An 11,725-nucleotide genomic window follows, 5' to 3' on the forward strand; every position below is an offset into this window, starting at 1 on the left:
CCGTCACGCCGACACCGCCGTCGCCGGGTACTCGCGGACGCGCAGGTTGCTGGGCCAGTACTGCGGGTCGCCGCCCTTGGGGTCGCCCAGGGCGTGGACGGACTGGCCTCCCCACGCGGTGTCGCGGGCCCAGACGGACCCGAGCTGCTTCACGAACGGCGCAGTCCCGGTGCTCCGGGCGGTTTCGATCAGGGCTGTCACCCATCCCGTTCCGAGCCTGCGGGCGCCGGGGCCGGACTCGCCGCCGACGATGAGCCAGTCGATGTCACGCAGGCTCATGGCGTGGGTGAGCGGCCCGATCAGCGGTTCGGCGGAGATGAACCGGACGGCGGCCGGGGCACCGCGCAGGGCGTCGGCGCGTCGGGCGTAGGCGTCGGACTCGATGCTCGTGCCGATCCAGACGTTGGGAAGGGGCCACCCGGATCGGTGGTAGATGCCGTGTTCCAGGCCGGGTACGTAGGTCGGGCTGTGGGAGGTGGCGGCCCACTCCATGTCGGAGCGGAAGTGCTCGCCTGGCGGGTGCCCGCGGCCGCAGGTGCACAGGTCGGTGAGGATGCGGGCGGCGCGCTCCGGCCGCTTGGTGAGGATCTGGTAGGTGTGCTGCGGGGTGGCGGCCATCACGGCGAAGACGCGGGCCAGGAACTCGCGGGGCACGCGGGCGTGGAAGAGGTCGCTCATGGAGTTGACGAAGACGCGGCGCGACCTCTTCCAGCGCAGGGGTTCGGCGAGCACATCAGCGTGGACGGCGAGGCCGAAGCCGGGGCCGGAGGTTCGCGGGTCGCCGTCGGTCTGGTACTTGGCCTGCCCCATGGCCTTCAGGCGCTTGGCCATCGTCAGGGCGTAACAGTTGTCGCACCCGGGGCTGATGCGGTCGCAGCCCGTCGTCGGGTTCCACGTCTGGTCGGTCCACTCGATCCCGGTCATCGGGTTCCTCCTTCGAGGAGTTGGCAGTTGGGGCATTCGCAGCGGTACTGGCCGGGCGGCGATCCGGCGTTGAGCCAGTGGCGGTATTCGGTGATCGCCCGCTGGACTTCCTCGGGCGGTACCGGCTCCGGCGGGTCAGGCGGCCGGGTACCGGCGGGCCACGCGCCCGGCTTCTGGTTGCTGCGCCGGGCGGGCTTGTCCGGGGGTTTCGCGGCGTCAGCAGCCCGCTGGCGGCCCCGGTTCATCTCCGAGCGCAGGTACTCGCGCCAGTCCCCCGGCGTCGCACGCATCGCCGCCGTGTCCTCCGGCGTCAGACCATCCGCGCTCACGACAGTTCCTCGGGGATTGCTGGGAGGTCGAGGCATTCGGTAGCCGGAGGGCGCCATCCGGCGTCGAGCAAGCGGGCAACGACTCGGCGGGCAGTCTCTTCCGGGGTGCCGTCACCGAAGCCGGGGAAGTTCATGGGGTTCTTGGCGCGCTCATCGCGAACGGCGATGAACGCTTCGAGGTGGGCGACGATCCACTGCTGGGCGATCTCGATGCTGGTCTTGCCAGCGTCGTAGTTGATGCGGGCAATGGCGCACTCGACGGTGGCCATGCGGGGGTCGTCGGCTTTCACGCGACCACCCGCCGGAGGTCGGGGCCGTCGAGGACGACGACGGTCGTCATCTGGGCGAGGCGGGAGGCGATGCGTCCGCCGAGCCGGTCGCTGAGGTCTTCGCCGTCGGCACTGCGGGTGGGGAAGTTGCTGGTGACGATCAGCGGACGGCATTCGTTGTAGCGCTCGTTGAGGAGCCGGTACGTGGCTTCCTCGGTCCACTCGCTGATCTTCTCGGTGCCCAGGTCGTCGAGCAGCAGCAGCGGGATCTTGCACAGCCGCTTCAGTTCGGCTTCGGTGCCGCGCTCGGACCCGCCGGGGCGCAGGAGCCCGTACATGTCGGGGGCGGTGATCGCGATCATCTCGAAGCGGTCGGGCCCGGACTCGGCGATGCGGCGCAGCGCACCGTATGCCTGGTGGGTTTTGCCGGTGCCGAACGTTCCGGTGAGGACGAGGAATCCGGCGGAGCGCCAGTCGTCGGCGGCACGGTCCGCCCACGCGGCGATGTCCCGGTGGGTGGCGGTGGCGTCCCGGTACCGGAAGGGCACGGCGGTGCGCCAACGGCCGACCGCGATCTCGACACGCTGACGGTGGTGGTACTCGGGGTGGCCGGGCTCGTCGGGGTTCGGCGTCTGGTCTACGGGGCCGGGTTCGATGTTGCCGAGGCCGCGGGCTTCGAGGATGGCCTGCATGCGGCGCATGACCTCCTCTCCGCCGAGGCGCTTGGGTTCAGGCATGGGTCAGAAGCCCTTCTGCTGGTGGTAGACGTGGGGGGGCGGAGGCTCGTAGGGGCGATGCCCGAAGCCCCTCACTGCCTTGAGGTTGGGTTTGCCGTCGGGCACGGGGGCGTGTTTGTCGAGGTAGCGCTTGTCGCGGAGCCAGCCAGCGGAGGACTTGACGAACTGCCAGTCGTTGCCTGCTTGGTCGTGGGCGTAGGCCACGGCGGCGGCGGTGATCTGCCGGGGGTCGGCGCCGTCGAGGACTTCGGCGGTCCAGGCGTCGCGGGTCTTCTTCGGGTCCTGGCTCTTGGGGAAGAGCGCCCAGAAGTTGCCGAACTCGACCTTGTCCTCATCGGTGATCTGGCGGGCAGGTTGCCGCCGCGAAGAAGAGGTTTTCAACCCCGTGTTCTTAAGACCGTCTTCTTCTATAGACGTACCGGCGTGTGGTACGTCGGTAAGCGGTACGTCGGTGCGACCTGCAAGAACGTCTGTTTGTGCAGGTCGCACCGGGGTGCCACCTGGTGGTACGTCGGTCGGGCTGTCCGACATACCGGCATGTGGCATGTCGGTCCCACCTGCATCGTTCGGGGATTCCGCAGGTCGCACCGACGTACCGGCATGTGGTACGTCGGTGAGGGTGAGCACTGTGGCGTGGCGACCTCCGCCGATGGGCTCGCGGGTGCCTATCAGGTAGCCGTATTCCTTCAGTTCGGCAAAGGCGGCACGGAACTGGCGCCGTCCGGGGCTGTCCTTGCCGTGAATAGCGACGGAGGCACGCCACGTGTCGTCTGCGGTGACCTCCCATCCATCGGGGCGGCTTAGCAGTTCGGCGAGGATGCCGCGGGCCATGTGACTGAGGCGCTCGTCTCGCACGGTGCTGTTGGGGAGTTGCACGAAATCCCCCTTCAGCTTGGTCCGGCGAATCCTCACGGTGATCTCTTCTCGTTCGTGCTGGGCTCGGGCTCAGAGCATGTGGAACCAAGGACCTAGGGAGGTCCTTTCGTGCACTGGCGCTTTCCCTGATAGCCAACATACACTTGTCCACATGAATGTTGGCTACTGTCGTGCAACTTCTTGTGGCCACACCGATGTGGGACCATGCGCCCATGACCGAGGAGGAAGCCGTGACCCGCCTTAAGCAGGCAGCTCAGGCCAAGCGGGCCGCTGAAGAGGCCGCAGCCGTGTCGTTCGAGACCGCCGTAGTCGAGGCCCTGCAAGGCGGCCTGCGGCCGGCCAAGGTCGCTGAGGCCACTGGTTACAGCTACGAGACCATCCGTCGTATCGCGCGAGCCAACAACGTCGGACGCCTCCGCGAGCCGACCGTCACCAGCCGCAAACCGAAGCCGGGGGTTGAGCCCTCGGCCTGATCGAGGACATCTGACGTGGTCAACATCCACACCGCTCCCACGGCCCTCTACCGGCTCTTCGACGCCGAGGGCCGCCTGCTCTATGTGGGCATTACGAACATGCCGAACGTGCGCTTCGATGCCCACCGCATGAAGGCATGGTGGAAGCAGGTCGCACGCAGGGAACTCGTTTGGTTCGATAATCGGCAGGAGGCGGGGTGGGCTGAGGTGCGTGCGATCCGAGCCGAGCGGCCCATGCATAACCGCATGCACGCTTGACCGCAGGCCATCGGCGACGACTGGCGCCATATTCCCTCCTCCTTTCGTCGTCTTGGCCCCGCGGTTTTCCGCGGGGCTTCGTTGTCGTTAGAGCTGTGCTCCGATGCGCCGGAGTGCGGCGCGCGCGTTGGCGATGGAGCGGTGGCTGCGTGTGGGTGTGGCGGGGATGGTGATGGTCCGGCCGTCGCGGGTGATGCGGTAGTGGCCTGCGCCGCCCATGCGGACTTGGAAGCCCTGGCGGCGAACCCGGCGCAGGAGCGTCTGGATGTCCTTGTTCATGCGGCGGCCCGCGCGGACTGGGCAGCGTGGCGGAGGCCCTTTTCGACGTAGTCGCGGGAGATCCCGAGCCGGTGGGCGATCTGGTCGACGCTGAGCCCCGCCTGCTTGAGCCAGGTGGCGTCCTCGCCGACCTGGTCGATGCGCAGCTGCTTCGCGCCGGGGTCGAAATCGGGGTCGTCGATGCGGTCGACGTCGTCCCAGAATTCGGTGTCGTGCCACTGGTATTTGGCGGCGAGGAAGAGTGCTCGCTTGGACGTGCCGTCGCGGTCGGCGAGTTGCCGGTAGGCGTTGGCGATGCGGTCGGCAACGGTCTGGCGGACGCGTGGGGCGCCGAGGGAGATGACGCTGATGCGGTGCTGGGTCGTGGTGGCGGCGTCGGCGATGGCTTGCTGGGAGTGGCCGCGGGCCATGAGCGCCTGGATGCGGCGGCGGGTGCCGGTGGCGTCGATGTAGAGGCCGCCGGAGGGGGTGACCGCAGGGGGTGTGTTGAGGATTTTGTCGTGGGTGACGCGGTTGATGGTGAGAGTGGCTCCGGAGAGGATCGCCCGGAGGTGGCAGGCGCTGCATCCGGTTGCGGCGGCGATGTCGGTCCAGCCCATGGTCTGGCGGAGCAGGGTGAGGTGCTGGCGGGCCTGGGTGGCGTTGACGCGGTTGGGGATGCCGCGGTGGGTGTTGAGTTCGCGCTGCTTACGGTTGAGGTAGCGGCGGGTCGGCGTAGCGGTGGTCACCGGTTTTCCTCCTGCCAGATGGCTTCGCATTGCTGCCGGGTCTGGTCGTCGTCCCCGCGTTTCCCGTGCTGGTGGACGGCGGCGTGGAGCTGTTCCCAGTCGCCGTTGTCTGCGAGGTGGGGGTGGGCCCAGGCGGGTGCGGGCCTGGGTGCGGCGTTGTGTGCGCGCCGGGTGGCGTCGTGCCTGAGCCGTGTTCGGCGGTCGTTCCACCAGGTGCCGCCGAGGATGGCGGCGAGGGTCATGGAGCCGATGACGGCGATGTCGAGGCCGTGCGCACCGAAGGTGACGGCCCAGGACAGGAGCGTCCAGTTGTCGGGTTTCACGTCCGCTTCCTGTTCCTGTGGTCGAGACCGGCGGTGACGGTCGCGCCGAGGAGGCACAGCAGCGCGGCCAGTTCGCACGCCGTACCCGTCAACGCGAGCTGGGTGGGGGCGTTCACGCTTCCCTCACCTCCCGGACGGTGAGCCCGGCCTTGCGGGCGGCCTGGATGCAGTTGGTGACGCCATGGGAGTCGTGGGGCTGGGCCTTCCGGCATCGGGGGCTGGTGCAGTGGTCGATGAACGCGAGGACGAGTTCGGGCTGGAGCGCGACCATGGCGGTGTTGCGGCGGTGCCCGGCGGTGGGGCAGTACGTGACGTCGTGAGCTGTCCGGCGGTGGCCGGTCGGGCAGGCGGGTGTGCACGTTGACCACTGGGCGGGCATCGGCTGGTGGCCGACGCCGTGGGGCTGGTTTCGCTTGGCCCAGTTCCCGGCGATCTGGTCGGCTCCGGAGGCGGCTCCGTGGATGACCTCGATGCCGGGCCACCCGTCCTGCCGGGCCTCATGCCACGCGTCCAGGAGCGCGGCCTCGATGGCCGTCACGTCCGACCATGTGCGACTGCCGGTCACGAGCACACCAGCGAGGTAGCCGTTCACGCCCCACCGCCCTGGGAGGTCCAGTCGGTCCAGCCGCAGACGGCTTCGTGGAGTCGTTCGAGGGCGACGGTCACGGCAGGCGAGACGCTGGTGCGCTTCAGGCCCTGGATGGCGTGGTTCCAGTCGCCGACCTCTTCGAGGAGTACGGCGGCGATTTGCGCGGGGGGGTTCTCGGTGAAGGTGACGACGGACTCGTCCGGGTCGGCGGAGCAGATGAATGCGGCGGGCTTGTGGACTCCGGGACGGGGCTTGAAGTCGGCGCTCATGCGGCTCTCCCCTGCATGGCTGCGCGTGTCCCCCGCCAGGTGCGGACGCCGGAGTGGCGGGTGGTGGGCCGGTCGGAGGCGGCCCACCCGTGGGTGCGGATCCAGCCCTCAGCGGCGAGGAGGTTCATCAACCTGCCCCATTGGTGCGCGGCATCGGGGGGTTCGGGGAGGTTCGCGGCGTGGGCGATCTCGTACGTCGTGAACGGGCGTCCGGTTGCGGCAGCGGCTTCGAACGCGGGGCGGACGGCACCCAGCCACGTCTCGTAGTCCGCCGCGCGCTGGACGGCGGGCGGGGTGGGCGGCTCCGGCATGCCGGGCAACGGGGTCGGGGTGGCGGTCACAGCGCACCGCCTTCGAGCGCAGCGCGGCCAACGCCTTCGAGCTCCAGGCGGATCTGGATGCCCTGGAAGGCCCGGAGCTGCTCGTCGGTCTCGACGGCGAGACGGATGAGCTCGGGCAGGGCGTGCGGGTGGATCTCCCAGGCGGTGCCGGTGAACCAGAACATGCGCCTCGCGTACTGGGCTTTGGGGCCGCCGCTCTGCTTCATGACGCCCGCGGAGCGCAGCTTGCGGCGCGTGAGGGGGTCGCCGACCGCGCGGCGAGAGAGGGCGTCGGCCTCGATGGCGCGCACGGCCGCCTCGCTGTCGAGGAGGTAGCGGCGGACCTCGCGTGCCACCTCGGAGTCGCGGAGGAGCATGGCGACGTTCAGGAGGGTCCGGCGGTTGAAGAGGGCCAACGACCGAGCCCGGGAGCGGATCCCACTGACCTCCTTGAAGGAGGTCAGTTCCGAACCGGAGATCACCTGGTATCCGTTGCGGTCGAGTTCCTCGCGGTTGTCGAGGGCCAGGGACTCGATCGCCTTGATGCCGACATCGAAGAAGGCTGCGACGCCCTCGGTGGTGACGTGCAGGTCGTCGGGCAGGAACGGGATGGTCCGCACCTTGTCCAGGACGTCGACTCGGTTGCCGTACTGCTCGCGGGCGATGCGGGATTGAGTGAGGATCAGTTCGTGCAGGGTGACCGGCGTGGTCATGGCGTCTCCCTCGGGCGGGTAAGGGTGCTGGGTGGGTGGCCGCCCGCGTTACGGGCGCGGGCGGCCGGGCGGGTCAGGTTGTGGGCTCGGCGGCTTCGATGTGCACGCCGGGCAGGCTGGTGTCGACGGCGTGGCGACGCCCGTCGGGGGTGGTGACGAAGAGCTGGATGCTCTTGCTGCCGTCCATGCCGGTGGCTGTCCAGGCTTCGGCGATGTCGGCTTCGTAGGTGATGCGGAGGCGTTTCCGGGCGTGGATGAGACCGCGGAGTGCGGCTTCGTCGTCACTGAGTGCGTGCACCGGCTTGCGCGGCCGCTCGTGCATCTGCGTGACACGGGTGGGGTGCAGCGGCATGACAGGGGTCTTGCAGGTGCAGTCCGGCTCGAAGATCTGAGGCTGGGCCTTGCACGCCTTGCTGCACTGGCGGCAGTACCAGACCAGGTACGTGGTCTCCGTGAGCGGGGCGGTCATGCCGTCACCTCGATCTGCCGCATGACGGCATCGAGGGTGGTGGCGTCGGGCGTCCAGAGGCCCAGCGCGCCCTTCGCGGGGACGGGCGCGGGCAGGGCTACGACGTCGGCGAGGGCCCAGTGGTAGACCTCGGGGTTGGCCCACGGTCCGCAGCCGCGGAGTTTGCAGGCGACGCTGTCGAGGTGGCAGCTAGCGAGGAGGGCGGTGCCGATGATCGCGCCCCGCACGTCGGGGCCGGGCATGACTCCGGCGTCGAGGGCGCGGCGGTCGCCCGTCTTCGCGGCGTGGATGAGGATGCGGGTCCCAATGTGCGCCTCGGGGGCGGCCCAGGTGCGGTTCTCGATGCGCTTGCGGCCCCACTTGGGGTGGTCCACGTGGACGATCGCGTCAGCCCACGGCTGCCGGATGGTGAGCGTCTTCACGCCGCCTCCTCGCAGTCGCAGTGCGGCCCGGTGCAGGCGTGCTGGCCGAGCGGCGTGCCGGTGTCGGCGTGGAGGCGGTACTGGTCGAGGACGTCGTCGATCTGGTACCAGGCGGGGACGCGGCCGTAGCGGTCTTCGTGCTTGTCCCGCTGGTCCTTCAGCCACGTATCAACGGCGTCACCGCGTGCGGGCCGTGCGGGCTGGGGCAGGCCGGGGCCGGAGTGCGTCAGGGTCGCCACGGCGTGGCGCAGGAGGTTCCTCATGCCGTCACCGCCGGGTTGCGCATGACGGTGACCGCAACGGCCCCAGGCTCGGTGGCCTCGACGTAGACCAGCCGCCAGGTGCCGTCCCATTCACAACCGCACGGCTGGGTCGGGTTGGGGTGGCGGAGGAACACGGCGTGCCGGGCCTCGGGCTGCGGGAGGGATGCCGGGGGGGCGGCGGTCTCCCCGGTGTCGGGGTCGGTGTACAGGTCGGGGACGTCGTAGACGTGACGCATGTACGCGGCCGCGGCCAGCCAGATCGCGGTCCAGGTGTGGCCGTGGCCGATCGCCACGAACTCCGCAGGCGGCTCGTCCTCGTCGCCGACACCGACGATCAGCAGGCCGTGGGCGTTGACGAACCCGGACTTCACCGCATCGTCCGGGGTCGGCGTCCACAGCAGCTCAGCCGCATGCGACGTACCGGACTCGTCCTCGACGGTCGCCAGCTTGTAGGCAGTGGTCATGATGTGTGGTCTCCTCTTGGGAGACCGCCCCGGCTAAGCCCCGGGGCGGTCGCGCGCTGGGGCTACTGCGGGGACTGGGTCGTGGTGGCGGCTTTGAGGGCGGTGCCGCGCTCGCGGATGTAGTCGCCGAGATTCGTGGGCTTGCCCGTGTCCGGGTGCAGGAACGGGCTCGCCAGCAAGCCGTGCGACTCGACCTCGCCGTGCAGGGCCAGCAGCCCCTGATACGTGGCGTCCTCGGATTTGGCCTTGTCGATGTAGTCGGCCGGGTCGACCGCCCGGCCACCGTCGTTGAGCCAGTCCAGGAGCGGCTTGGCCACATCGCGAGCCCCGTCAGGCTCGACCATCACCTTCCTGTGGAGGGCCGGGCAGCGGGACTTGAGGACGGTCAGGGTGTTGCTGATGTCCATGGCGGCGACGACACCGAACTCATACTCGACGCCCTTGCGCTGCTCAGCGCGCATCCCCATGGCAACCGGCTCTTTGCGGCCCCGGTCGTTCTCCTGGAGCACCCACTCGGTGTGCGAACGCATCGTGACGACGACGTGCCCGGGGTAGGTCAGCAGGGCCTCGATCATGGCGTTCTGCATCGGGGTGCCGTCCTTCCACCCCGCGAAGCTGTTGCCGCCGTACTTGGACTTGGCCTTCTCGACCTGTTCGAGCGTCCCGTCCGTGCCCTTCCAGAAGTGCGACAGGGAGTCGACGAACACGACGCCGTATCCGGCCTGCGCGGCTGCGGCGAGGGCCTTGGTCAGGTTGCGGGGGTCGTAGCGGGACATCTGGAGGACGTCGAACTGGATGCCGTTGATGCCGACGTACAGGGAGGCGGCACCTCGCTCGGTGTCGATGACCGCGAAGCGCTCGCCCTGGGCGAGACCGGCCGCAGTGGACAGGCCCGTCCAGGTCTTGCCGGAGCCGGACACGCCCTGGATGGCAACACGGGCTTTCGCCTTGTCCTTGGACGCGGGCCGGAAGGTGAAGGTGCCGTCGAACTCGTCGTCGGCTTGGGCGTGGGGGCGTTGGGCCATCTGCTGGCCCGCGCGCTGGATGGGGTTGGGCATGGTGGTGCAGCTCCTAGTTGAAGAGGCGTTCGATGTACGGGGGTAGCGAGATCAGCTCGGTTGTTTCGCTGTAGCCGGGCCAGTGGCCGGTCTCCATGCAGCGGGCGTAGAGATGCCGGGATGTCTCGTTGAGGAGTCGGCCGATACGCCGCGCTTCGGGGTCGAGTTGGGCGACAGTTACGACGTAGGGCGGTTCTTTCTCCTGGACGACGAACCGGAACGGGGTGTCGTCGTCGCCGAGCCCGAGGACTCGCAGGCCGGTGCGGTACCAGTCCTCCTGCTGCGGGTAGCCGTGGGTCCAGAAGTCTTTGGACAACTGCTCGGGGTCGGCGCTGCGGGCGGACTTGTAGTCGTCGGCTTCGCCGTCGTCGCGGAGCCAGTCGATGCGCGCCCGGCAGCTGATGCCGGTGCCGGGGTCGGTCCAGAACAGGGACTGTTCGGGCATGCCGGTGTCGGGTGCGAGGAGCGGTCCGGCTTCGGGGTGGGCGCGTAGGGCGTCGGCCATGGCCATGATCTGGGCGTGCTCCCATGGCTTGAGCGGGATGGCGCCGTTGGCGCGGGCTTCGGCGATCTCGGCTTTGATCGCGTCGGTGTCCCAGCGGGGCCGGTCGAAGACGACGAGTTCGGGGCCGTCTCCGAGGACGACTTTGTGGGCGGCGGTGCCGAGGTCGAAGATCTTCTTCGTCTTCTGGCCGTGGTCTTGTTCGTGCCGGAATTTGGCGGGGCAGCCGGGTGCGAGGAGTTTCCGGGCACCGGTTGAGGAGAGGCTGCCGCCGGGGACGAAGTCGCCGTGGTAGTCGTCGGCGGGCAGGTCTGGGTAGAGGCCGAAGCCGTCCCATGCCGGGTGCACCGCGGCCTCGGGCGCGTCGAGGGTGGCGGTCACTTCGCACCACCGGTGGGGTGCGCGTGGCAGTGCCAGGTGCCCAGGGGTCCGACCGTCCAGCCGCGTTCGGCCGTCTTGGCGGCACGCTCGCCGTTGAGGCAATCCCGCTGGGAGCAGAACACCCATTCACCGTTGGCCAGTTGGCCGCCGTTGGCACGGCTGAGGGCTTCACCGGCCATCTGGGCCAACTGGTCGTCGGTGGCGGTGTAGAACGCGTCGGGGACGGTGATGCGGTCGTACAGGTCGCGGGCCCACCTGGCGTCACCGAGGGCGGTATGGGCAACATCGCCGGCGGGACGCGGAACGCCGGTCGCTTCGGAGGCGTTGTACGACTTCCACGGCCAGCCCAGCCTGTCGGCGACCTTGGCGTACCAGGAGGCGTCGCAGTCGCGCTTCGTCATCCGTTCGGCCTGCCCGTGCAGGAACCCTGCGGCGAGGGTGGCGACGCAGATCGGCCGGTAGTGCCAGGGCTGCTGCTCGCCGCGGAGGTCGAGGAGCTTGCGAAGGTGCCGGTCGTCGAACGCGGCATTGGAGCCGACGAGGACGGCACCGCGGAGGATCTCTGTGACCTCGGTGATGGCGTCGGCGCGGGTCATCGGGTCGATGGCGCCGCCCGTGATGTACGCCGCCGTGCAGCCGTCGGGTACGGCGAACCGCTCGTGGAAGCGGCCGACGCGCAGGGCCTCGCCGTGGATGTCGGCGTCGAGGGTGCGGGGCGCGAACTGCCAGACGTGCTCGTTCTCTCCACTGTTGTCGCGGAGGATGACGGCGAGTTCCCAGATCTCGCCGATCTCGGCGGACAGGTGTGTGGTCTCCGTGTCGACGAAGGCCAGGGGTGCGGTGGTGGTCATGTGTCCTGCTTTCTGTGTGGTTCCGGTGCCGCCGCCCGGTCTTGGGGAGGTCGCGGGTGGCGGCACCGGGCGGTCGTGCGAGCGGGGGGAGGCTCCAGCACGACCGGTCTGGGGTGGTGGTCCTGGGGGGGGGGGGGGGGGGGAGAGGGGGGGAAGGAGGGGAGGGGGGGGGGGGGGGGGGGAGGGGGGGAAGGACCCCAGCTTCCCAGCGAGGGGGGGGGGGGGTGT

Annotated in this window: 21 protein-coding genes; 2 read left to right on the top strand and 19 right to left on the bottom strand. The window is 69.5% G+C overall.

Features of this window, described 5'->3' with window-relative positions; translation table 11 throughout:
* Positions 1-3 precede the first annotated feature (3 nt).
* From ACZ37P_RS07510 to ACZ37P_RS07530, 5 genes are read right to left on the bottom strand one after another with little or no spacing between them, the layout of a single operon-like run.
* A complete protein-coding gene (locus tag ACZ37P_RS07510) occupies positions 4-924 on the bottom strand; it encodes a DUF5131 family protein (RefSeq protein WP_467345430.1) in 921 nt (306 codons plus the stop codon).
* Positions 921-1,253 (bottom strand): hypothetical protein, encoded by a 333-nt coding sequence (locus tag ACZ37P_RS07515; protein WP_467345432.1) that lies wholly within the window; start codon positions 1,251-1,253, stop codon positions 921-923. The genes ACZ37P_RS07510 and ACZ37P_RS07515 overlap by 4 nt, the downstream gene beginning before the upstream one ends.
* Positions 1,250-1,522 (bottom strand): hypothetical protein, encoded by a 273-nt coding sequence (locus tag ACZ37P_RS07520; RefSeq protein ID WP_467345434.1) that lies wholly within the window; start codon positions 1,520-1,522, stop codon positions 1,250-1,252. The genes ACZ37P_RS07515 and ACZ37P_RS07520 overlap by 4 nt, the downstream gene beginning before the upstream one ends.
* A gap of 17 nt (positions 1,523-1,539) precedes the next feature.
* Positions 1,540-2,259 (bottom strand): ATP-binding protein, encoded by a 720-nt coding sequence (locus tag ACZ37P_RS07525; RefSeq protein WP_467345436.1) that lies wholly within the window; start codon positions 2,257-2,259, stop codon positions 1,540-1,542.
* A gap of 3 nt (positions 2,260-2,262) precedes the next feature.
* Positions 2,263-3,171, bottom strand: a complete 909-nt coding sequence (locus ACZ37P_RS07530; RefSeq protein WP_467345438.1) for a hypothetical protein — start codon at positions 3,169-3,171, stop codon at positions 2,263-2,265.
* A gap of 176 nt (positions 3,172-3,347) precedes the next feature.
* Between ACZ37P_RS07530 and ACZ37P_RS07535 the strand changes: the two genes are divergently transcribed.
* Together ACZ37P_RS07535 and ACZ37P_RS07540 are read left to right on the top strand one after the other, a co-directional pair.
* Entirely contained in the window at positions 3,348-3,608 is a 261-nt protein-coding gene (locus ACZ37P_RS07535) for a hypothetical protein (protein WP_355345223.1), read from the top strand.
* A 15-nt stretch (positions 3,609-3,623) separates the two neighbouring features.
* A complete protein-coding gene (locus ACZ37P_RS07540; protein WP_467345440.1) occupies positions 3,624-3,866 on the top strand; it encodes a GIY-YIG nuclease family protein in 243 nt (80 codons plus the stop codon).
* 87 nt (positions 3,867-3,953) lie between these two features.
* On the opposite strand, the gene ACZ37P_RS07545 is transcribed toward ACZ37P_RS07540, so the two are convergent.
* The 14 genes from ACZ37P_RS07545 to ACZ37P_RS07610 form a co-directional block, all read right to left on the bottom strand.
* A complete protein-coding gene (locus ACZ37P_RS07545; protein WP_355345229.1) occupies positions 3,954-4,145 on the bottom strand; it encodes a hypothetical protein in 192 nt (63 codons plus the stop codon).
* Complete coding sequence (locus ACZ37P_RS07550; RefSeq protein WP_467345442.1) at positions 4,142-4,873, bottom strand: hypothetical protein; 732 nt, start codon at positions 4,871-4,873, stop codon at positions 4,142-4,144. Before ACZ37P_RS07550 ends, ACZ37P_RS07545 begins: the two co-directional genes overlap by 4 nt.
* A complete protein-coding gene (locus tag ACZ37P_RS07555; RefSeq protein ID WP_467345443.1) occupies positions 4,870-5,196 on the bottom strand; it encodes a hypothetical protein in 327 nt (108 codons plus the stop codon). Before ACZ37P_RS07555 ends, ACZ37P_RS07550 begins: the two co-directional genes overlap by 4 nt.
* Before the next feature lie 112 nt (positions 5,197-5,308).
* A complete protein-coding gene (locus ACZ37P_RS07560) occupies positions 5,309-5,761 on the bottom strand; it encodes an SLOG family protein (protein WP_467345445.1) in 453 nt (150 codons plus the stop codon).
* A 23-nt stretch (positions 5,762-5,784) separates the two neighbouring features.
* A complete protein-coding gene (locus ACZ37P_RS07565) occupies positions 5,785-6,054 on the bottom strand; it encodes a hypothetical protein (RefSeq protein ID WP_467345447.1) in 270 nt (89 codons plus the stop codon).
* Complete coding sequence (locus tag ACZ37P_RS07570) at positions 6,051-6,395, bottom strand: hypothetical protein (protein ID WP_467345449.1); 345 nt, start codon at positions 6,393-6,395, stop codon at positions 6,051-6,053. The genes ACZ37P_RS07565 and ACZ37P_RS07570 overlap by 4 nt, the downstream gene beginning before the upstream one ends.
* Entirely contained in the window at positions 6,392-7,087 is a 696-nt protein-coding gene (locus tag ACZ37P_RS07575; RefSeq protein WP_467345450.1) for a hypothetical protein, read from the bottom strand. Before ACZ37P_RS07575 ends, ACZ37P_RS07570 begins: the two co-directional genes overlap by 4 nt.
* A gap of 73 nt (positions 7,088-7,160) precedes the next feature.
* Positions 7,161-7,556 (bottom strand): hypothetical protein, encoded by a 396-nt coding sequence (locus ACZ37P_RS07580; protein ID WP_467345452.1) that lies wholly within the window; start codon positions 7,554-7,556, stop codon positions 7,161-7,163.
* Complete coding sequence (locus ACZ37P_RS07585; protein WP_467345453.1) at positions 7,553-7,978, bottom strand: ASCH domain-containing protein; 426 nt, start codon at positions 7,976-7,978, stop codon at positions 7,553-7,555. Before ACZ37P_RS07585 ends, ACZ37P_RS07580 begins: the two co-directional genes overlap by 4 nt.
* Complete coding sequence (locus tag ACZ37P_RS07590) at positions 7,975-8,241, bottom strand: hypothetical protein (protein ID WP_467345455.1); 267 nt, start codon at positions 8,239-8,241, stop codon at positions 7,975-7,977. Before ACZ37P_RS07590 ends, ACZ37P_RS07585 begins: the two co-directional genes overlap by 4 nt.
* Positions 8,238-8,705 (bottom strand): hypothetical protein, encoded by a 468-nt coding sequence (locus tag ACZ37P_RS07595; RefSeq protein ID WP_467345457.1) that lies wholly within the window; start codon positions 8,703-8,705, stop codon positions 8,238-8,240. The genes ACZ37P_RS07590 and ACZ37P_RS07595 overlap by 4 nt, the downstream gene beginning before the upstream one ends.
* Positions 8,706-8,767: 62 nt before the next feature.
* The gene (locus ACZ37P_RS07600; RefSeq protein ID WP_467345458.1) at positions 8,768-9,763 is read right to left on the bottom strand and encodes an ATP-binding protein; all 996 of its coding nucleotides are present in this window, start codon (positions 9,761-9,763) and stop codon (positions 8,768-8,770) included.
* A gap of 13 nt (positions 9,764-9,776) precedes the next feature.
* On the bottom strand, positions 9,777-10,646 hold the full coding sequence (locus tag ACZ37P_RS07605; RefSeq protein ID WP_467345460.1) for a PD-(D/E)XK nuclease-like domain-containing protein: 870 nt from the start codon (positions 10,644-10,646) through the stop codon (positions 9,777-9,779).
* Positions 10,643-11,497 carry a 3'-5' exonuclease gene (locus tag ACZ37P_RS07610; RefSeq protein ID WP_467345461.1) on the bottom strand — a complete coding sequence of 285 codons (855 nt, stop codon included), beginning with the start codon at positions 11,495-11,497 and terminating at the stop codon, positions 10,643-10,645. The genes ACZ37P_RS07605 and ACZ37P_RS07610 overlap by 4 nt, the downstream gene beginning before the upstream one ends.
* Positions 11,498-11,725 lie beyond the last annotated feature (228 nt).

This window comes from Streptomyces sp. NPDC024632 (genome assembly GCF_055559175.1).